This window comes from Galbitalea sp. SE-J8 (assembly GCF_030345695.1).
In the GTDB taxonomy this organism is placed as follows: domain Bacteria; phylum Actinomycetota; class Actinomycetes; order Actinomycetales; family Microbacteriaceae; genus JAUASV01.
The window spans coordinates 1-19,149 of the sequence record NZ_JAUASV010000003.1; the positions used below are offsets into that span (position 1 = coordinate 1).

Annotated in this window: 16 protein-coding genes and 1 pseudogene; 10 read left to right on the forward strand and 7 right to left on the reverse strand. The window is 69.8% G+C overall.

Features of this window, described 5'->3' with window-relative positions:
- Positions 1-594: pseudogene (locus tag QT381_RS03025) on the forward strand (transposase); the annotation flags it as partial.
- A gap of 220 nt (positions 595-814) precedes the next feature.
- Here QT381_RS03025 and QT381_RS03030 read toward each other — a convergent pair.
- Complete coding sequence (locus QT381_RS03030; RefSeq protein ID WP_289247252.1) at positions 815-2,221, reverse strand: MFS transporter; 1,407 nt, start codon at positions 2,219-2,221, stop codon at positions 815-817.
- A gap of 84 nt (positions 2,222-2,305) precedes the next feature.
- On the opposite strand from QT381_RS03030, the gene QT381_RS03035 reads away from it, so the two are divergent.
- Together QT381_RS03035 and QT381_RS03040 are read left to right on the forward strand one after the other, a co-directional pair.
- The gene (locus QT381_RS03035) at positions 2,306-2,938 is read left to right on the forward strand and encodes a TetR/AcrR family transcriptional regulator (protein ID WP_289247253.1); all 633 of its coding nucleotides are present in this window, start codon (positions 2,306-2,308) and stop codon (positions 2,936-2,938) included.
- Between the two features lie 160 nt (positions 2,939-3,098).
- Complete coding sequence (locus QT381_RS03040; RefSeq protein WP_289247254.1) at positions 3,099-4,319, forward strand: Fic family protein; 1,221 nt, start codon at positions 3,099-3,101, stop codon at positions 4,317-4,319.
- A gap of 293 nt (positions 4,320-4,612) precedes the next feature.
- Here QT381_RS03040 and QT381_RS03045 read toward each other — a convergent pair whose 3' ends face one another.
- Positions 4,613-5,785 (reverse strand): FAD-dependent oxidoreductase, encoded by a 1,173-nt coding sequence (locus tag QT381_RS03045; RefSeq protein WP_289247255.1) that lies wholly within the window; start codon positions 5,783-5,785, stop codon positions 4,613-4,615.
- Positions 5,786-5,849: 64 nt separating this feature from the next.
- Between QT381_RS03045 and QT381_RS03050 the strand changes: the two genes are divergently transcribed.
- Positions 5,850-6,272 carry a DUF1772 domain-containing protein gene (locus QT381_RS03050; RefSeq protein WP_289247256.1) on the forward strand — a complete coding sequence of 141 codons (423 nt, stop codon included), beginning with the start codon at positions 5,850-5,852 and terminating at the stop codon, positions 6,270-6,272.
- Here QT381_RS03050 and QT381_RS03055 read toward each other — a convergent pair.
- From QT381_RS03055 to QT381_RS03065, 3 genes are all read right to left on the reverse strand, one after another.
- Positions 6,269-8,389, reverse strand: coding sequence for a HelD family protein (locus QT381_RS03055; RefSeq protein WP_289247257.1), 2,121 nt, complete (start codon positions 8,387-8,389; stop codon positions 6,269-6,271). The two genes, QT381_RS03050 and QT381_RS03055, sit on opposite strands and share 4 nt — an antisense overlap.
- Before the next feature lie 149 nt (positions 8,390-8,538).
- Positions 8,539-9,237: a putative ABC transporter permease gene (locus QT381_RS03060; protein WP_289247258.1), complete on the reverse strand. Its 699-nt coding sequence runs from the start codon at positions 9,235-9,237 to the stop codon at positions 8,539-8,541.
- 57 nt (positions 9,238-9,294) lie between these two features.
- On the reverse strand, positions 9,295-10,257 hold the full coding sequence (locus QT381_RS03065; RefSeq protein WP_289247259.1) for an AraC family transcriptional regulator: 963 nt from the start codon (positions 10,255-10,257) through the stop codon (positions 9,295-9,297).
- A 304-nt stretch (positions 10,258-10,561) separates the two neighbouring features.
- Between QT381_RS03065 and QT381_RS03070 the strand changes: the two genes are divergently transcribed.
- From QT381_RS03070 to QT381_RS03095, 6 genes are all read left to right on the forward strand, one after another.
- The gene (locus QT381_RS03070) at positions 10,562-10,975 is read left to right on the forward strand and encodes a PRC-barrel domain-containing protein (protein WP_289247260.1); all 414 of its coding nucleotides are present in this window, start codon (positions 10,562-10,564) and stop codon (positions 10,973-10,975) included.
- A 202-nt stretch (positions 10,976-11,177) separates the two neighbouring features.
- Positions 11,178-12,056 (forward strand): alpha/beta hydrolase, encoded by an 879-nt coding sequence (locus tag QT381_RS03075; RefSeq protein ID WP_289247261.1) that lies wholly within the window; start codon positions 11,178-11,180, stop codon positions 12,054-12,056.
- On the forward strand, positions 12,053-12,646 hold the full coding sequence (locus QT381_RS03080; protein WP_289247262.1) for an HdeD family acid-resistance protein: 594 nt from the start codon (positions 12,053-12,055) through the stop codon (positions 12,644-12,646). The genes QT381_RS03075 and QT381_RS03080 overlap by 4 nt, the downstream gene beginning before the upstream one ends.
- 238 nt (positions 12,647-12,884) lie before the next feature.
- Positions 12,885-13,586: a TetR/AcrR family transcriptional regulator gene (locus QT381_RS03085; protein WP_289247263.1), complete on the forward strand. Its 702-nt coding sequence runs from the start codon at positions 12,885-12,887 to the stop codon at positions 13,584-13,586.
- Positions 13,583-15,019: an MFS transporter gene (locus tag QT381_RS03090; RefSeq protein ID WP_289247264.1), complete on the forward strand. Its 1,437-nt coding sequence runs from the start codon at positions 13,583-13,585 to the stop codon at positions 15,017-15,019. The genes QT381_RS03085 and QT381_RS03090 overlap by 4 nt, the downstream gene beginning before the upstream one ends.
- Complete coding sequence (locus tag QT381_RS03095; protein WP_289247265.1) at positions 15,019-16,203, forward strand: FAD-dependent oxidoreductase; 1,185 nt, start codon at positions 15,019-15,021, stop codon at positions 16,201-16,203. The genes QT381_RS03090 and QT381_RS03095 overlap by 1 nt, the downstream gene beginning before the upstream one ends.
- Here the strand turns inward: QT381_RS03095 and QT381_RS03100 are convergent.
- Positions 16,193-17,233: an AEC family transporter gene (locus QT381_RS03100; RefSeq protein WP_289247266.1), complete on the reverse strand. Its 1,041-nt coding sequence runs from the start codon at positions 17,231-17,233 to the stop codon at positions 16,193-16,195. The genes QT381_RS03095 and QT381_RS03100 overlap by 11 nt on opposite strands.
- A 7-nt stretch (positions 17,234-17,240) precedes the next feature.
- A complete protein-coding gene (locus tag QT381_RS03105; protein ID WP_289247267.1) occupies positions 17,241-18,965 on the reverse strand; it encodes a thiamine pyrophosphate-requiring protein in 1,725 nt (574 codons plus the stop codon).
- Positions 18,966-19,149: the final 184 nt, after the last annotated feature.

Genomic DNA, 19,149 nt, shown 5'->3' on the forward strand with positions numbered 1-19,149 from the left:
TGAAGGTCGCCACCGACACGGACCCGCTCGGGGTGGCCCTGGTCACCAGCGACGCGCACGCCGGCCTGAAAGCCGCAGTCAAAGCGATCCTGCCCGGCGCCGGATGGCAACGTTGTCGGGTCCACTTCGCCCGCAACATCACCCAGAAACTCGGTTTCCGCCCGATCCAAGCCGGTCAACGCGCTGATCTCGACGGTCTTCGCGCAGACCACGACCGAAGCCGTCACCGCCCAATACAAGGCCGTCACCGACAGCCTCCGCTCCTCCTTCCCCGAGATCACCGTCATGCTCGAGGCCGCCGAGGCAGACCTGACCGGGTTCGCGGCGCTGCCCCGCGAGCACTGGCAGAAAGTCTGGTCGAACAACCCCATCGAACGCCTCAACCGCGAGATCAAACGCCGCGCCGACGTCGTCCAGATCTTCCCCGACCGCGACAGCGTGACCCGCCTCATCGGCGCCGTCCTGCACGAACAGCACGAGGAATGGCAATACGGCGAACGCCGCTATCTCTCCGACGTCTCGATGCGCAAACTCCTCCACACCCTGCACGAGACCGCCGAGCCCGCACGCCCCGACCTCTACCTCACCGCCTGACCACCACCCACCACAGGGAACGACAAAGTGACACCACCCCACGGGACTTGACCGCGAAGAGCCGGATTGCCGAGCCCGACCGGACGAAGATCAGCTTCACGCAGTCATAGGCAACGGGGACCACGTGCGCATGCAGTGTCGACGTGCGAGCGAGGATCGGAGAGAACGCCGTCGCAGGTTTTGCTCCTTGATCGTGGATTGGCCGAGACATGCGGCCGGATCAGGTCGAACAATCGCCGCATGGGGAGGGAGCCTGCGGTGCCGTGGATGTTGACCCGCGCCGGGCGAGGATGAGCGCGGCGGCGCCGGCCGCCAGATAGGCGGCGGCCACGATGGCGAGCGCGAGGTGCAGCCCGTCGTACCAGCTCGCGGTGGTCTGCGGCACGCGCCCGATCGCGGCGATGCCGACCAGGACACCAAGTTGCCGGTTGGTGTTCACGACGGCGCCCGCGTGGTTGGCATTCTCGTCACCGGCCGCCTGCACAGTCGCCGCCGTCATCGCCGCGGTCACCAAGCCGGCGCCGCTGCTGGCCGCGGCCAGCACGAGGGCTATGTACCAATACGGTGTGCTCGGTTCGACTCCGGTCAGCAGCAATGTGGCGAGCCCGGCGATGAGCAGGCACGTCGCCATGATCGTCGCGTTGCCGACGCGGTGGTGGATGCGCGTGTAGACGACGTTCCCAACGGGGAAGAACATCGTCATGGGCAGCAGCAGCAGTCCCGCATGCAATGCACTCAGCCCGCGAGCGTTCTGGAAGAACAGCCCCATTAGGTAGAGGGCTCCGTAGAGTGCGCCGCTGTAGAGGAATCCGACGATGTTGGGAACGGCAAACGACGCGCGGGCGAAGAGGTGCCACGGCATCACGGGTGTCCGTGTCCGGCGTTGTTGGATCGGCAGGGCGGCGACGCCGAGCATCAGGAACGAGAGGGCGAGGACGACCGGGATCGCCACGACGCCGGCGCTGTGGCCTTCGATGAGCACATAGGCACCGGAAGCGACCGTGGCGAAGAGCAGCACATGCCCGAGTGTCGATACTCGTGCGCCGCTGCCGACATCGGCGGGAACGACCCTGACCGCCAGCAGCATGCCGACGATGACGACCGGCACATTGATCAGGAAGATGCTGCGCCACCCGAACGTGCTGACGAGCACTCCGCCCAGCGTGGGACCGACGGCGGCAGCCGTGGCGACCATCGCCGACCACAGGCCGAGCATCTTGGCACGCCGAGCAGGCTCGGTGAAGGTTCGGACGAGCAAGGACAGCGAGCTTGGCATGAACAGGGCGGCCCCGACGCCTTCGACGGCGCGTGCACCGATCAGCGCCCCGCCTGTCGGTGCGAACGCACAGGCGATGGAAGCCATGAGGAACACGCCCATGCCGATCAGGTACAGCCGCCGGCTCCCGAAGGACGTCGCCAGGCTGCCGCCCAGCAGCAGCAGCAGCGACGCGAACGTCAGCACGTAGACGTCCACGACCCAGGTCAGCTCCACGAGTGAGCTGCCGAAGCTCTCCGCTATCGCCGGGACCGCGACGTTGACCACCGTCGCGTCGATCGAGGCCATGACGAACCCCGATGCCAACGCGACGAGTACGAGACCCGGCGAGCGCGAATCGTTGCTGCCCACGAACACTCCTAAACGGACGATTATCTTCCGATTTGCAACGCTACACAAGCGGAAGGTCATCGTCCATTTCGATATGATCGCGGCATGCCAGTCGCTTCCCAGGCCCGCCGGCTCCTCCTCGGCGACAGTTCGCCTCGCGCCGATGCCGAGCGCAACGTCGACGCGCTGCTGAGCGCGACCCGTGAGCTCGTGACAGCGGGCGACCTGAACCCGGCGGCCGCGCAGATCGCCGAACGAGCCGGCGTCGGGGTGGGCACCCTCTACCGGCGCGCTCTGCGCAAGGAGACCCTGCTCGCTGCGACGGTGCTCGACCTGCTCGATGAGGTCAACGCGCAGGCTGACAGTGACGAGACCAGCGCTTCCTGGTCTGGCTTTGAGAGCTTCGCCATCGACTACATACGAATCCGCGAGGTCACCTGCTCGATCACCCACTCGCTCGACGCTGAGTTCGACGGCGCCCTCATCGCCGCTAAAGAGCGGACGCGAGCGGCCTTCACCGCGCTCACAGCCCGTCTGTGCAAGGCAGGCATCCTCAGCGAGGACATCACCGCCGAAGACCTGATGACCCTGCTGGCGTCGATCGACATCACGGACGACTCCCTCGACCTGCGACCGGATCCGGCCCGCCGTGAGCGCGTCCTGCGACGGCTCCTCAGCAGTCTGCGTCCCGTCGATGAGGTATGGCGCATCCGCCCCGCGGAACACCGACTGCGCTGACCGAGACACTGGTCCCCACGGCGCGTCGGGTGAGCCGGTGCCAGGTACGCGACCCGTCGAACGCCAGCAGGTGCCCGCCCGGCCGCAGCACCCGCCGGTCGATCCCTTGGCTCTGGAGGTAACCGCTGGTTAGACCCATAACCATCGGTAAGCTCTATTTGTGGCGACGGATATCCAACGAGGCGGCCCTGCACCGGCGTGGCCGCCGATCGGCTCTGAGAGGCGGCAGTGGCATGGAGATGCCGACAGCGGGAGGTCCCGCCGCGCCGAGCTGAATGCCCGGGGTCCCTACGAGGCCGCCGTCCCACCGTCGATCAGCACGCTCCGGCTGCCGCAGCTCGACGACGAGACCGTCGTCGCGGCGGAAGACGCCGCGATCGACCTAGGGCGCTTCGACGGCGAGGTCGGGGCGATCGCCGCGCCGTTCTCCGCGATCCTGCTCCGCAGCGAGAGCGCCGCCAGCTCCGAGATCGAGCAATTGACGGCATCCGCCAAGAACATCGCTCTGGCCGAGCTGGGCCGTAGGGCAGGGCCGAACTCGAGGTTGATCGTCGGGAACGTCCGGGCGATGGAGGCGGCCATCGACATGGCGGAGGATCTGGACACCTCGACCATCATCGCGATGCAGGCGGAGATCCTGCGTGACGATCAGCCCGAGCACACCGGGCGATGGCGCGATCAGCAGGTATGGATCGGCGGTGACTACTCGAACAGCCCGCATACCGCGTCGTTCGTCCCGCCGCATCACGACCGAGTTCCGAAGCTGATGGAAGACCTCGTGGCCTTCGCGCGCCGCACCGACCTGCCAGCGTTGCCGCAGATCGCGATCGCTCATGCCCAGTTCGAGACCGTGCATCCGTTCCCCGACGGGAACGGCCGCACCGGGCGCGCTCTGATCCAGGCGATGCTCCACCGCCTGGGTGTGACGCGCAACGTGACGGTGCCAGTATCGGCCGGGCTGCTGAGGAGCACGCGCGGCTACTTCGACGCGCTGACGGCGTACCGCGCCGGCGACGTCGAGCCGATCATCCGCGCCCTGGCCGAAGGCTCCTCGGACGCGATCGCGAACGGACGACATCTCGTAGCGGACTTGACCGCGATCCGATCGCGCTGGGAGTCCGCCACGAGCGCGCGCGCCGGGAGCGCAGGACGCCGGCTACTCGACGTCCTGCAACGGCAGCCGGTCATCGACGCGAGGCTCGCCAGCTCGGAGCTGCAGCTCAGCGCGCGCAACGCGCAGAACGGCATCGACCGGCTGGTCGAGGACGGTATCCTTCATCAGATCGGCGCCGGCGAACGCGGTCGCGCGTATGAGGCGCGAGAGGTATTGAATGCGCTCGATGAGTTTGCGGCGCGGGCGCGGAGGTCGCGCGCTCGCTAGAAAAACACCGCACGCCACCGGTGCGGGTTGGCCTCAGATCGCGCGGGTCATGGTCTGCACACACACAGCGGCCTGACCGGCATAGTCACCACTCGGCATACTCCTACCTCCAGATCCCCGCCAGCCTCCCAGCGAACGATGCCCGCCGTCAATATCGCATCGCCGCCGACGGACTCTTCCCAAGTGAACGGATCAGCCGACGCCGAGCACCGCTGATCGAGGGCTCTGCGTCGGGCCGACATGGCGCACAAGAGCGTATCCCGTCGTGGCAACGGGGCTCATCCCTTCGACCATCACCCGCTCGAGCTGGGGCCGAACTGGGGCGGGCGCCAGGCGAGCACCGGATCGAGGGCGCGGACGGTGAGCCGCGGCGGCAGCCGCCCGGCCGCGCGGGCCACCGTTCGAGCGACCCACGGTGGCGCCTGGTAGATCCGGCCGGCCGCGTGGGAGCGACGGATGAGGTCCGCGCCCCTCGGCGCTCGCACGGCCGAGTACCGCTCCAGCGCGCGGCCGATCGGCGCATCGCCGCGCATGACGGCGCCGAGGGTGACCGCATCCTCCAGCGCCTGGCATCCGCCCTGCCCGAGGTCGGGCGTCATGGCGTGGGCGGCGTCGCCGACCAGGACCGTCCGGTCGCGGTGGAGAACCGCGAGCGGCGCACTGAGCTCGTTCACGTCGCTGCGGATGACCGCGTCCGGCGCAAGGGAGTCGATGAGGTCGGGGATCGGCGCGTGCCACGAGCCGAACCGCTCGCGCAGGGCGTCCCGCTCATCGAGGGCGGCGCTCCCGGGGTCCTCGTTCGCGGTGGCGTAGCAGTAGAGCCGGTGCTCGTCGAGCGGGAGGAGCGCGAACCGGCGCCCGTTCGAGCCCCAGGTCTCGGACGCCTCGATCCCGTCGGTGCGGGGCGCCACCATCCGCCACGTCGTGTAGCCGGCGTGGCGGAGTCCGGGATGCTCGGGGAACAGCTGCCGGCGCAGCCGCGAACGGGCGCCGTCCGCGGCGACGACGAGATCCGCCCGGAGCACGCCGTCGGTCGTCGTGACCACGGCATCCGTCGCCGAGCCCTCGACGCCGTGCACCGGGGTCTCGAAGCGGATGCGCTCTGCTCCCAGCCGCTCTCGCAGCGCTGCGACGAGCCGCTGCCGGTGGATCAGCACGAGCGGCAGACCGTGTCGATCGGCGATGGCGCCTCCGATGTCGGTGCGAGCGATCCAGGCGCCGGCCGGGGTGCGCACGCCGCTGCGGCCGCCGAGCGCCGCGCCGGCGAGCACCGCCTGGTCGACGCCGAGCTCGGCGAGCGCGCGCAGCGCGTTGGGCCAGAGGCTGATGCCCGACCCGGCCTCGCTGTCGGATGCCCGCCGTTCGAGCACGGTGACGTTCCAGCCCGCGTCGCGCAGCGCCAGAGCGGATGCGAGGCCGCCGATCCCGGCGCCGACGACGACGGCATGACTCTCGGACCCGGGCACGCGGACAGCGTAGCGATGCGAGGCGTACACTTCAATCAATCAGTTGATTGGAGTGTGATAGCCGATGGTCAGGATCGTGCCGGCCCTCGCGAAGCTCGGCATCGCGCACTGGCTCTTCGGCAACCTCTACGAGGAGGTGGTGAAGATGCCCGAGCGGCTCGGAGCCGACGAACCGCTCCTCGGGCCGGGAAGCCCCGTGCGCTACTACCTCCCGGTCGCGCCGCTGACGGTCGGCGCCGCCGTCGTCGCGGCACGTCGAGCGCCGCGCGGCGGGTCGCGCGCGCGCCTGACGGCCGCGGCCGCCTGCACGATCGCCGGCGCGATGCTCACCGGGCACCTCGTGCGCGCGGTCATCGTGCCGCTGACGAGCGGCCGGGTGTCCGAGCCTCACGAGCGCGCTCGTCTCGCCGCGCACTGGCACCGGGCCAACCGGCTGCGCATCGTCCTCGCCGCGACCGCCCTGGTCGCCAGCGCCGCCGGTCGCTAGCGCCGTGGTCGCCCGGCCGCGGCATCCGTCGTGGCGTCCGCGACGAGCCGCAGGCTCAGGAGGCGCTTGGTGGCGCGGGTCTGCGCGACGTACAGGTCGCGCAGACCCGACTCGCTCGCGGCCTGTATGCCGGCCGGGTCGACGACGATCACGGTGTCGAACTCCAGGCCGCGCGCATCCGGTGCTGCGACGACCGTCGCGTCGCTCTCGCGGATCCGGCCCCGCAGTCCGCGAGAGCGCTCCGAGGTGGCGATCACCCCGATCAGCTCGCCGGCATGATCCCGAGCGGTGCGGGCGATCAGTGCGTCGAGCCGGGCGTCGACGGCCTCCTCGGTGACGTCGAGGATGCGCGGCGGCTCCCCGTGCCGGATCGACCGCGAGAGCCGCTGGTCGGGAGCGATGCGGGCGAGCAGGGGTTCGGTCGCCGCGAGGATCTCGGTCGTCGTGCGGTAGTTCACCGTGAGACGGTGGTGGGCGTACCGGTCGCCGACGAAGGGACTCAGCGCCTCATCCCAGGTCCGGAGCGTCGTCGCCGGGCCCGCTTGAGCGAGGTCCCCCACGACGGTCATGGAGCGGCCCGGGCACCGACGCACCAGCATCCGCCACTGCATCTCGGTCAGCTGCTGCGCCTCATCGACGACGATGTGCCCGTAGGTCGTCTCCGGCGGCCCGTCGATCAGCACGCGTGCCTCGTCGAGGAGTGCGAGATCGGCGCTGCTGAATCCGTCGTGGACCCCGGCGCCGAGGAGGGCGATCTCGTTCGGCGGAACGTCCGGGAGCGCATCGGACAGGGCCTCGCTGTCGTTCAGGAAATCCCGGACGGCATCCTCAGCGCGCAGCCGGGGCCAGACCCGCGCGACCGCCCGGTCGATCGCGGGATCGTCGAGGACCTGTTCGCGGATGCTGTCCCGATCGAATTCCCATCCGCCCGCCGGATCGTCGGCTCCGTCCCGGCCGGCATCGTGATCGGCTCCGCCCGCGTAGCGGTCGAGGTTGACGCCCAGGAGCTCCTCGAGCTCCTCCTCGAAATCGACGAGCTCCTTCGAGATGCGGCGTTCCACCTCGGTCGCGACCTCGTCGACGACGTACTCGGTGAAGAGCTCGCGAGCCCGGTTGTGCCCGGGACCGCCGTCCACGGCATGACGGCGACCGGCGTCGACCCTCGCCGGGTCGAGCACGACGGTCTCGTCGACGGTCCTCACCCGAAGGGGCACGCCGTGGGGCTGGCGATGCTGTACCCAGCGCGACAGGCCCTCGGCGAGAGCGGCGCGTCCCTTGATCCGTGCGACGTGGTCGGGCTCGACCCGTGTCGATTCCGCGCCGACGAGGTCAGGCAGGGTGGCGCGATCCACCCCGTTCTCCCCGAGAGACGGCAGCACGCCGGAGATGTACGAGAGGAATCGCCGATTCGGTCCGAAGACGAGCACGCCCCGGTCGGCGATGGCGGGGAAGGCGTACAGCACGTATGCCGCGCGGTGCAGGGCGACGATCGTCTTGCCGGTGCCCGGGCCGCCGTCGACGACCATGACCCCGCGGTGGGGCGATCGCACCACCGCGTCCTGCTCCGCCTGGAGTGTCGCCGCGGCCTCGCGCATCCGTCCCGTTCGGGCTGCGCTCAGCGCGGAGACGAGCGGGCCGTCTCCGACGAGGTCGTCGGCGGTCGGCGATGTGCCGTCGAGGATCTCGTCGTTGACCTCGACGACCCGCCGCCCCTCCAGTCGCACGTGCCGGCGCCGGCGAACGCCCATCGGGGAGGCCATGGTGGCCGCGTAGAACGGCCGCGCCGCCTCGGCCCGCCAATCGATCAGCAGCGGCGCGCCGGACTCGGCGCGTATGCCGATGCGACCGATGTGCAGGGAGTCCCCGTGCTCGGAGCGGTCTATCCGCCCGAAGCACAGGGAGTGCTCCGCCGATCGCAATTGCCGGATGCCGTCGGCCAGCGTCGCGACCGCGTGATCCCGGGCGTAGACATCGCCCGGCTCCTCGACCGGCGCCGTCAGCGCCCGTTCCCGCGCGGCGCGTTTGGCGATCACATCGGCGTCGAGGCGCTCGTACATCGCGTCGATCGCCCGCTGCTCGTCCCGAACGTGCTCGACTCTGTCTGCCCGATTGTCCACGCATCCGTCCCTTCGACCGACGACAACTATGAGCAGTCGGTTCGGCAAAGACAACGTTGATCTTCTGCGGAAAGTGTGGCCTGCCGGCGTCGCGCCGGCGTCGTGCCCGCGTCGTGCCGGTGACGCCAGGACCGGCCGGGCCGAGTCGATCAGCCCGGGATGCCCTTCTCGTTCGACCGGGCGCCCGGGAACGCCCGGGCGATCCGCGCGATCGTGCCGCGGTGCGCCGCGTCGCCGGCCTCGCGCCGAGACTCGGAGGTCTGGTGCCGCTCGCTCGCCGCCGCCTGGATCCGGTCGTGGGCCTGGGCGAGCGTGCCGTCGATCCTGTCGAGCACCGGGCGCACCTTCGCGAGCGAGCGGATCGAGTTCGCCGCATCGATGAGGAGGATGCCGAACAGCGTGAACGCGATCGCGATCGCCGCGGTCGGGGCAAGGGCCGTCAGCACCGAGGCGACGAGCGGGTGGATGACGTACAGCAGCAGGAGCCCGAGCATTCCGAACAGCAGGGAGTTGCGCAGGCAGATTCGCCCGTGGAGGTTGTGCCGCTCGTTGCTGTAGTCCCAGAGCCGGATGTGGAATGCCTTGTCGAGCGCGAAGTGCGTCGCGTATTCGAGCGCGCTCGAGATCACGACGCTCGCGACGAACACCAGGAACGGATTCGTGATGTACGGCGAGACGATGTAGACGAGGGCGAGCGCGCCGAAGCCGTAGATCGGCACGAACGGCCCGGTGAGGAACCCGCGGTTCTGAAGACGGCCGTCGACGACGAGCACGAAGCCGACCTCGGCAACCCATCCCAGGAACGAGTACGCGGCCAGGTAGAGCAGCAGGAGGGCGAAGGCGTTCATGGTCAGGTCGCCGCCGCGAGCGGGTGGCGCGCTCCATTCGTCGGCACGGGACCGAGACTAGTGAAGCACCGCGCCAGCCTGGTGAAGGCGGCGCCACTCGCGCGGCGTCGTGCTGTACCAGCGCCTGAACGAGCGTGAGAAGTGAGCCTGGTCGGCGTACCCGGTGCGGTAGGCGATCTCCGCGATCGACAGCGTGCAACTCGGATCCGCGAGCAATCGCGCGGCCTCACCGGCGCGCTTCTCGCGGATCCGGTCGCCGAGTGACACCCCTTCACGAGCGAGAACGGTGTACAGGTAGCGCACTGATATTCCGTGTGCGTGCGCGATGCTGGCGGCAGAGAGACGTGGGTCGAACACGCGCTGACTCACGTATTCCATCACCCGCGGGAACAGGGTCTCGGCGAGCGGCGCGCGTGCAGCACGATCGTCGCCGGCCGCCGCCGCGAGCACGCCGCGCACCATGTCTACGATCGGGGTCTCGAGCCGTGCGAGCGCGCCGTCGCCGGCCGCAGCCTGACGCGCGACTCGGAGCAAGAAGCCGGACACCGTCGTGTAGAACGCCTCCTCGAGGCGGAGCCGCGTCGCGAGAAGCGGATCGATCATCCGCGCGGAAAGCCCGAGCACGGCGTAGGGGACGACGATCGAGAATCGATGGCTCGATCTCCACTGCCGGGCTTCCAAGTCATAGCGCGTCGAGGTCAACACGGGGCGCCCGGGCGGCAGGGCCGCCTGGCTGCCGTTCTGCCGCACTGCGCTCGTGCCCGAATCGGTCACGTTGACCAGGAGGAGGTCGGGGTCGCTGGCGCCGGTGCGGGTGCGCCGGTGGAGGGATCCGTCTGCGCCGGTGACCAGCATCTCGGTGACACCGAGCGAGCCGATCGAGGCGGCACCGAGGTGACCGCCCAGGCCATGATCGTGCGCGACGCGGAAGTCGACCGGCACGTCGCCGTCGCCGAACCACGCCCGCATGGTCGCGAGACGATCTCGCTGATGTACGTCATCCAGGGATCTCAGAGCCATCGCCTCTTCCCTTCTCGTGCAGCTCCGGCGTCAGCTCGAACACTAGGACGCCGCTCTGCTGAGTCGGAAGACGAGTGCACGAAATGGAGAATCGGCGTGCGGCGGCCCGGCGCTCGGTGCGGAACGAGACGACCACTGCACGAAATGGCGGGTCAGTGTGCGCGTGCGTTCAAGACCACCGATCCGCCCGGTTTCTAGCTTGAGCGCGAGACCAGGCAGCAGCCGGTGAGGCCCGAGGCCGAAGCGGTTCGAGCCCCGCGTCCGTCGCCGACAACAACTCGTCACCGATTCAAGGAGCATCGACATGACCGCTTTCAACCCCAACGAGCTCGTGCGCCTGAGCCAGACCGCGGAGACCGTCCTCGACCCGGGTGAGGACATCCGCGGCCGTCAGATCAAGGACAACGACGGCAACGACCTCGGGAAGGTGCACGACTTGCTGATCGACCAGTCGGAGAACCGGGTGCTGGCCATGGTCGTCACCCACGGACACCTGTTCGAGAAGACCACGTCAGTGATCCCCGTCAACGCGATCAAGTGGATCACCACCGACGAGGTCGTCGTCGACCACGGCAAGGACAAGATCGCGGGCTCGCCGGCGTACGACCCCGAGCTCGTCTACGACGACGTCTACTACGCGGGCGTCTACGACTACTACGGCTACCCGGCGTACTGGTACGACGACTACGTCTACCCGGTGTACCCGTACTACGTCTGAACCACCGACCGGCCGGCAGCGAACCGCGGCCGGCCGGCCGGCTCGTGGGCCAGTGCGGCGCCGAGCGACGTGCTGTGCACGGAATGGAGATTTCCGTGCACGAACGCGCAAGACCGCCGTGCTGACCCGTCAATAGCGTGACGAACACGACGTCCGCGACGAACCGGACGCACCACGAGGGACGCACCGCAGGGAGAGAACGATGACGGGACTGACGCCGCTCGAACTGGACGAGATCGAACGCGCCAACGCCTCCGGAAAGCCCGTCGTGGCTTTCGTGCACGGACTCTGGCTGCTCTCGAGCAGCTGGGACAGGTGGCGCGAGCTGTTCGAGCACAACGGCTACGCGACCATCGCTCCCGGGTGGCCGGACGATCCCGACACCGTCGCGGAGGCGAAGCGCGATCCCGAGGTCTTCGCCCACAAGATGATCGGCGTCGTCGCCGACCATTACCTCGACTCGATCAGCCGCATCACGACCAAGCCCGCCGTCGTCGGCCACTCGTTCGGCGGGCTCATCGCCCAGAAGATCGCCGGCGAAGGCGTTTCAGCGACCACCGTCGGCATCGATCCGGCGCCATTCCGTGGCGTACTGCCCCTGCCCGTGTCCGCGCTCAGGTCGAGCGCCGCGGTGCTCGGCAACCCCGCCAACGCGGACCGAGCCGTTGCCCTGACGTTCGAGCAGTTCAGCTACGGCTGGGCGAACAACCTCGACCCCGCGGAAGCCCGCGAGCTGTACGACACGTTCCACGTGCCGGCCTCGGGCGCCCCGATCTTCCAGGCGGCCACGGCGAATCTCAACCCGTGGACCGAAGCCAAGGTCGACACCCGCAACCCCGACCGCGGTCCTCTGCTCATCATCGCGGGTGAGAAGGATCACACCGTGCCGCTCGCGATAACGCGTGCCATGTACGACGCGCAGCGCCGCAACCCCTGGATCACCGAGCTCGTCGAGGTCCCGGGCCGCGGGCACTCGCTCACCATCGATCACGGATGGGTCGACGTCGCCCGGGTCGCGCTCGACTTCGTGAACCGCACCATCTCCGATCCCACCACTCACACCGAAGGGACCCTCGCATGAGCACGTCGTCCGCATTCCCTCTGCTCGCCCAGCCATTGAAGGCCGTCGCGGATCGGGTGGGCAAACGATGGTGGCTGCTGCTGATCCCGGGCATCGCCTGGGTGATCATCGGCTTCGTGGTGCTGCGATTCGACGCATCGACGATCGCGATCGTGGCCGTCGTATTCGGCATCATGGTGCTGCTCGCGGCCGCGGGGGAGCTCTTCAGTGCGACGATCACGGTGGGTGGATGGCGCGTGTTCCACGTCATCTTCGCCGTGGTGCTCGTCGTCGCCGCAATCGGCGTATTCCTCGATCCGGATGGTGCGTTCGTATCGCTCGCCCTTGTGACAGGCTTCTACTTCGTCTTCACGGGCACGTACGACATCGTCGCGAGTCTGTTCGACATCCGCACCGTGCCCGGTTGGTGGCTCCGCCTCATCTCCGGCGTGCTTCAGGTGCTCCTGGGCTATCTCGCATCGTCGTCACTCGCGAACAGCGTGCTTGTTCTCGTCACCTTCGTCAGCACGGCCGCCCTGTTCCGCGGAATCGCCGAGATCTCGGCTGCCTTCGCCGCGCGCGCCGCTGCCCGCCTGGTCACGGGCGACTAGCCCGGCGGCGGCCGCACCCCCCGTCTCGCCACAACGGATTTCACGGAGAATCGTCGCCGGCACTGCGTAGAGCCCGCTCGTCGTGGGGTCGACCCCGCGGATCTCCGTGAAATCCGTTGTGCGGCGGCTGGTCACGGGACCCGGAGCGCCCACGGCGGGATGGGCGTTGCCGATCTCCATCGACTACGCGGCGCGACGAACATGTTCGTAACGAACGTGTTCGTGATATGGTCGGCGCATGAGCACGAGAGATGCGGACCCGGCGCCCCGGAGTCGTCGCGAACGACCCGCGAAAGCGGCACTGACCCGCGAGGGCATCATCGAGGTCGCCCTGGCGATCCTGGAGCGGGACGGCCTGAGCAAGGTCACGATGCGCCGGATCGCCGCGGAACTCGACACCGGCGCGGCCTCGCTCTACGTCTACGTCCGCAACACGGAGGACCTCCACGCGCAGATCCTCGACGCACTGCTGGGCGGGATGGCGCCGGTCCCGACCGGCGGATCCTGGCGCGAGCGGCTTCACCGGCTCCTGGCCGAGTACGGCACGGTGCTCGTCGCGCACCCGCAGATCGCGCGGTTGACGATGACGACGCATCCGGTCGGAGCCAACTACTTCCGACTCGTCGAGACGATCCTCGGACTCCTCGGCGAGGGCGGGGTGCCCGACCGGTCTGCGGCGTGGGGCGTCGATCTGCTGCTCGCGTCGGTGACCGCCACGGCGGTCGAGCACGGCGGCGCCGCGGACAGCGAGGGAACGGATGCGCTGTCGCTTCTCGCCGCGAACATCGCGATCACCCCCGGAGGGGCCTATCCTCGCATCGTCGCGCTGGGCGACGAGATGCTCTCGGGCACGGGCATCGAGCGATTCGCCTGGGGCATCGACGTGCTGCTCAACGGGCTCCTGGACACGCCCCGCAGCGCGACGGGTGAACGGTCGTGACCGACACCGGCACGGATGCCACAACGACCGCGAGCTCGCACCTCGGCCCGCGACTGCGCATCCTCCTGCTCGTGGTGATCATCGCTGACGTGCTCGATCTGCTCGACTCGACGATCACGACCATCGCCGCCCCGACGATCGCCCGAGAGCTGGGCGGTGGTGAGTCCCTGGTGAAGTGGCTGGGCGCGAGCTACGCGCTCGCGCTCGGCGTGCTGCTCGTCGTAGGCGGCCGGCTCGGCGACCGGTACGGCAAGCGGCGCCTCTTCCTCATCGGCATCGCCGGGTTCACGCTGGCCTCGCTCGCGGCCGGCGTCTCGATAGACCCGGCCATGCTCGTCGGGGCTCGACTGGTGCAGGGCGGCTTCGGGGCCCTGCTGATCCCGCAGGGCATCGGCATCCTGCTCACATCGCTGACTCGGCAGCAGCTGCCGACGGTGTTCAGCGTGTTCGGGCCGGTGCTCGGCGGCGCATCCGTGCTCGGCCCGATCGCCGCGGGTTTCATCATCAACGCGAACCTCGCGGGCCTGACCTGGCGGCCGATGTTCCTCATCAACATCGTGCTCGGCGGGATCGGCTTCGTCGCCGCCTACCGGGTGCTCCCGGCAGACCGGGACACGAGCGACGTGAGGATCGACGGGCTCGGTGCCGGCTTGCTCGGGCTCAGCATGCTCGGCCTCATCTACGGGCTCATCGATGGCTCGACGAGCGGCTGGACGACCATCCCGATCCTCTCCCTCTCGGCCGGGGCCGTCGCGTTCGTGCTGTTCGCGATTCGGCAGCGGACGGCCGCGAACCCGCTGATCCTGCCCAGCCTGCTCGCGAATCGCGGGTTCACCTCCGGTCTGCTGCTGGGTTTGGTGTTCTTCGCCGCCGTGAACGGATTCACCTTCGTCGTCTCGCTGTTCTTCCAGCTCACGCTTCGACTCACGGCGATGCAGGCGGCCTTCGGACTGCTCCCGCTCGTCGTCGGAATCATCCTCGCCTCCTTCGTGGCCCGGCCGCTGATCCCGAAGCTCGGTCGCACCCTGGTCGTCATCGGGCTGGCGATCACCGTGCTCGGTGCCGGCGGCATCCTGCTCACCGTGGTGCTCGCCGGCGGCGGGGTGAACGCGTTGAACACGGTTCCCGCGCTCCTCGTGTTCGGGCTCGGGATGGGCACGTGCTTCAGCAGCATCTACGACGTCGCCGTCGGGGATGTCGCACCGGCGGAGGCCGGCAGCGCGAGCGGCTCGCTGAGCGCCGTGCAGCAGCTCGCGGCCGCCATCGGCTCGGCCGTCGTGACGACCGTGTATTTCGGCCAGGCGTCCGCGCACGGCGGCACCCGGGCCGTGATCGTCAGCGTGCTCGTCGTCGCCTCGATCGCGGTGCTCTGCCTCGGACTGGTCTGGCTGCTCCCGAGGAGAGCGCAGCCGGAGGAGGGGGAAGCGTTCTGATGTCCCGGCCCACCATCGCCATCATCGGTGCCGGACTGAGCGGCCTGGTCTGCGCGCGCATCCTGCAGCAGAACGGCGTCCCCGTCACGGTGTACGAACTCGACCCCTCCGAGGCGGCCCGTCAGCAGGGCGGCTCGCTCGACATCCACCGCGCCACCGGCCAGGTCGCCCTGGAGCGCGCCGGGCTGTACGACGCGTTCCGGGCGCAGACCCACCCGCAGGGCGAGTCCACCCGCGTGCTCGACAAGACGGCGCACGTCTTCATCGACGAGAAGGAGCCAGAGGGCGGCAACGGGCGCCCCGAGATCGACCGCACGGTGCTGCGCAAGCTCGTCGTCGACTCGCTCGAGCCGAGCACCATCCGCTGGGGATCGAAGCTCGTCGCCGTGCGGCCCGCGGCGACGGGCCACGAGCTCGAGTTCGCCGACGGCGCGACGACGCACGCCGACCTGGTGGTCGGAGCCGACGGCGCCTGGTCGCGGGTGCGGGCCGCGCTCACCCCGGTCCGCCCGGAGTACTCGGGCATCACCATCGTCGAGATCCGCCTCGCGGATGCCGCGACCCGGCATCCCGAGGCGCTCGCCGTGACCGGCCAGGGCAGTCTGTTCGCGCTCTCGGACAACAAGTACATCGGCGGCCACGGCGGCGACCAGATCGCCCTCGGCCTCGGCCTGCGCGTTCCGGAGGACTGGGTCCGCACGAGCGGCATCGACTGGGACGACCCCGCCCGTGCTCGCGAGGCGCTGCTGCGGGAGTTCGCCGACTGGGCCACCCCGTTGACCGACCTCATCCGCGACTGCGACGACACCATCTGGCCGCGCCCGATCTACGCGCTCCCCGTCGGTCACACCTGGGAGCGGGTGCCCGGCGTCACGCTCGTCGGCGACGCCGCCCACCTGATGTCGCCGTTCGCCGGCGAGGGGGCCAACCTCGCGCTCATCGATGGCGCGGACCTGGCCCGGGCCATCCTCAGCCACGACGATCTGGACGCGGCGCTCGCCGCGTACGAGAAACGGATGTTCGCGCGCGGGGCGAGATCGGCGCGGGACTCGAGGGACTCGCTCGCGATGATGTTCACCGACGACGCTCCCCGCCAGATCGTCGCGTTCTTCCGCCGCACGATCGTGCTGTCCCGGCTCGCGCGGCCGATCCGGCGACTGCTCGCCCGCCGGCCTACCCGGTGAGAGCGATGAACGCCGCCATCGTGCCGAAGGAGAGCACGGTGCTCCAGAACAGCACGGATGCCGTCTCCCTCACGTTGGACCGGTACTGCAGGGCGACGATCACCGCGTAGGACGCGGTCGGGATGGCGAGCGTGAGGAGCGATTCGCGCACCGCGCCCGCCGAGGCGCCGAGGGCGAGGAGCGCCGCCCACGTCGCCGCCGGGACCAGCACGTTCTTCGCCAGCACCACCGCGCCGACCGGGACCGTGAGGGTGATCCGGTAGGCACGCAGGATGATGCCCGCCGCGAACAGGGAGGCGCCCGCGGTGGCGGCGCCGAGCACGCCGAACGTGCGCGTGACGATCTCCGGCATCGTGACACCGGACAGCACGAACGCCATGCCGACCAGGGGTGCCCAGACGACGGGCTGCCGCACGGCGGCGATCACGTGGCGCCCGAGGGTGGACGACGGGCGGTGTGCGGTGGTGATCGCGGTGCCCGCGCCGTGCCGTGTCGAGACCGCTCCGCCGGGTGCGGCATGATCGGCCGGATCCGCCGGGTCGGCGGCATCCGTCGCGGCGGGGGAGCGTTCGGCGGCGATCGACAGCAGCACGAGGGTGATCGGCCCCTGGACGAGCTGCATCGCGGTCGACGACGCGGTCACGAGCACGCTCGTGGTCGCCGGGCCGAAGAAGAAGCCGAGCACGCTCGTGCCCACGAACGCCGAGCTGGATCCGCCCACGAGGAGCGCCGCGATCGCCGCCCGGCCGAGGTCCCAGTGCAGCCACCCCCGCGTGACCGCGAGCGTGACGCCGTACCCCGCGCACGAGGCGACGAGGATGACCGCGGCGACCGGGAGGTTGCCGAGCAGCTGCGAGCGCGAGGCCTGTGTCATGCCGACGAACAGGCTGAGCGGCAGCGCGAACTGCATCACCATCTGGTTGATGGCCGAGGCCTGCGGCGGGCCGGCCTGGCGCGTCCACGCGGCACCGTAGCCGAAGCCCATCGTCACCAGGATCGGCACGAGGGCCTCGGCGATCGTCAGCAGCACGTGCTGCTCACAGGTGCTGCACGCGCACGGCCACGACGGCGCACCGGCGCTCGTCGCGGACGACGCGGAAGGCCTCGTCGAGCGCGGCGGCCAGCTCGGTCGCATCCGTCACGGTGGTGCCCCAGGCGCCGCCCGCGGCCGCGGCGATGGCGGGGTAGTCGGCGGGCTGCTCGAACGTGATGGGCAGCTCGGCGGCGTTCTGGAACGCCGTTCCGCCCGGGTGCGTGAACTCGAGGGAGAGCTTCGGGGAGCGCCAGCCGCCGTTGTCGAGCACGAGCTGCACGAAGGGGGTGTCGTAGCGCCGGGCCATCCAGTGCACGCTCGACGGCACCGAGAACAGGAACGACCCGTCGCCGGTGATCGCGACGACCGTCTTGTCCGGCGCCGCGAGCTTGGTGCCGACCGCGGCGCCGCCGTTCCAGCCGAGCGACCCGCCGTTCTGGGTGAACGAGCCGCCCGGCGTGCTCTGGCGCAGGTGGCTGCCGACGAGGCCGTAGGCGGACACCCCCTCGTTGACGATGATGGTGTTCTCGTCGACGTGCGCGCGGAGCTGATCGAGCACGAACGCGGGGGTCATGGTGCCGTCCGCCGGGAGCGCCGCCTCGGCCGTGAGCCGGGCCAGCAGCGCGTCGTGCCGCTCCGACCAGTACGCGATCCGATCCGCCCGTACCTCGGGGTCGATGGGGGCGGATGCCGCGACGCGGGCGTTCAGCTGGTCGAGCGCCGTCGCGGCATCCGCTCGAGCCGCGAGCTGCGCACCGATGTAGAACACCGGCACGTCCTGCTTCAACGGGTCGACGTCGACGTGGAGGATGCGCGCCGTCGGCGCCGGGCGGTTCACGAGCGGGATCCAGGGCACGTCGGAGTCGAGCACGAGCACCACGTCGGCCTCCGCGAGCGCGGCGTTCTCGGCCTGCTCGCTCCACTGCACCCCCTGGTGCAGCGGACTGGTCCACGGGAAGTTGACCTGGCCGGGGGTGGACTCGAGCACGGCGATGCCGAGCGACTCCGCGAGCTCGACGAGCTTCGGCACGGCGTCGGGGTTGCGGCCCAGGTAGGAGGTGACGATGAGCGGCCGGTGCGCGGTCCTCAGGGCGTCGGCGATGGTCTCGACGTCGTCTGACGCGAGCGCGGCCGGGTGCACCGGCTGCCAGGCGGCCCGGTCGAGTTCGACCCGCGGCACGACCTCCTCCATCACCTCGCGGGCGCCCACCAGGTACACCGGCCCCTTCGGGTCGCTCGTCGCGAACTGCAGCGCGCGAGCGGTCATCTGACGGATGTTGACGCCCGTGCGCAGCTCCCACTCGAAGCGCACGTACTGGCGCACGATCTCGCTCTGGTGGAACGTGTCCTGGAAGTACTGGATGTGCTCGTTGCGGGATCCGGTGAGCTCGCCCTCCTGCGTGAACGGCACGCCGCCGGCGAAGATCAGCACCGGGATGCGGCCCTTCGACGCGTTGTGCACCGCACCGCCGAGGTTCTCCGTGCCGCAGTCGACGTGCACGAACACGGCCGCCGGCTTGCCGGTCACCTGGGTGTAGCCGTGCGCCGCGCTGAGCGCGACCGACTCGTGCGGCGACACGACGAACCGGGGCAGCGTCCGTCCGGCCGCCTCCGCCTCGGCGTACGCCTCGAGGATGGGCGGATAGTCGTGCCCGAGGTTCGCGAAGATCTGCTCGATGCCCGCCGCCTGAAGCTCCTCCAGGAAGGCGGCGCTCGCCGTGTAACTCATCCGATCGACTCCTCTGCGATCTCGTGACCCATGACCGGGGTCGCTGTTTCGCCCGCCACCATATACAGCACATTCTGTGCAGTAAATATGAGGCGGATGACAGCGCGATCGGAGCGCCGCCTCCGTGCCCGGTGGGCGTCGCGTGCCAGAACCCTGGGCGCGCTGGCGCTCGGGTCGGGTTCTC

What these genes read in the sequence shown, in the direction of transcription:
- QT381_RS03075 (WP_289247261.1), top strand. Translation starts at nt 11,178, where the DNA reads ATGACGGGACTGACGCCGCTCGAACTGGACGAGATCGAACGCGCCAAC.
- QT381_RS03105 (WP_289247267.1), bottom strand. Translation starts at nt 18,965, where the DNA reads ATGAGTTACACGGCGAGCGCCGCCTTCCTGGAGGAGCTTCAGGCGGCG.
- QT381_RS03050 (WP_289247256.1), top strand. Translation starts at nt 5,850, where the DNA reads ATGGTCAGGATCGTGCCGGCCCTCGCGAAGCTCGGCATCGCGCACTGG.
- QT381_RS03085 (WP_289247263.1), top strand. Translation starts at nt 12,885, where the DNA reads ATGAGCACGAGAGATGCGGACCCGGCGCCCCGGAGTCGTCGCGAACGA.
- QT381_RS03070 (WP_289247260.1), top strand. Translation starts at nt 10,562, where the DNA reads ATGACCGCTTTCAACCCCAACGAGCTCGTGCGCCTGAGCCAGACCGCG.
- QT381_RS03080 (WP_289247262.1), top strand. Translation starts at nt 12,053, where the DNA reads ATGAGCACGTCGTCCGCATTCCCTCTGCTCGCCCAGCCATTGAAGGCC.
- QT381_RS03065 (WP_289247259.1), bottom strand. Translation starts at nt 10,257, where the DNA reads ATGGCTCTGAGATCCCTGGATGACGTACATCAGCGAGATCGTCTCGCG.
- QT381_RS03095 (WP_289247265.1), top strand. Translation starts at nt 15,019, where the DNA reads ATGTCCCGGCCCACCATCGCCATCATCGGTGCCGGACTGAGCGGCCTG.
- QT381_RS03035 (WP_289247253.1), top strand. Translation starts at nt 2,306, where the DNA reads ATGCCAGTCGCTTCCCAGGCCCGCCGGCTCCTCCTCGGCGACAGTTCG.
- QT381_RS03060 (WP_289247258.1), bottom strand. Translation starts at nt 9,237, where the DNA reads ATGAACGCCTTCGCCCTCCTGCTGCTCTACCTGGCCGCGTACTCGTTC.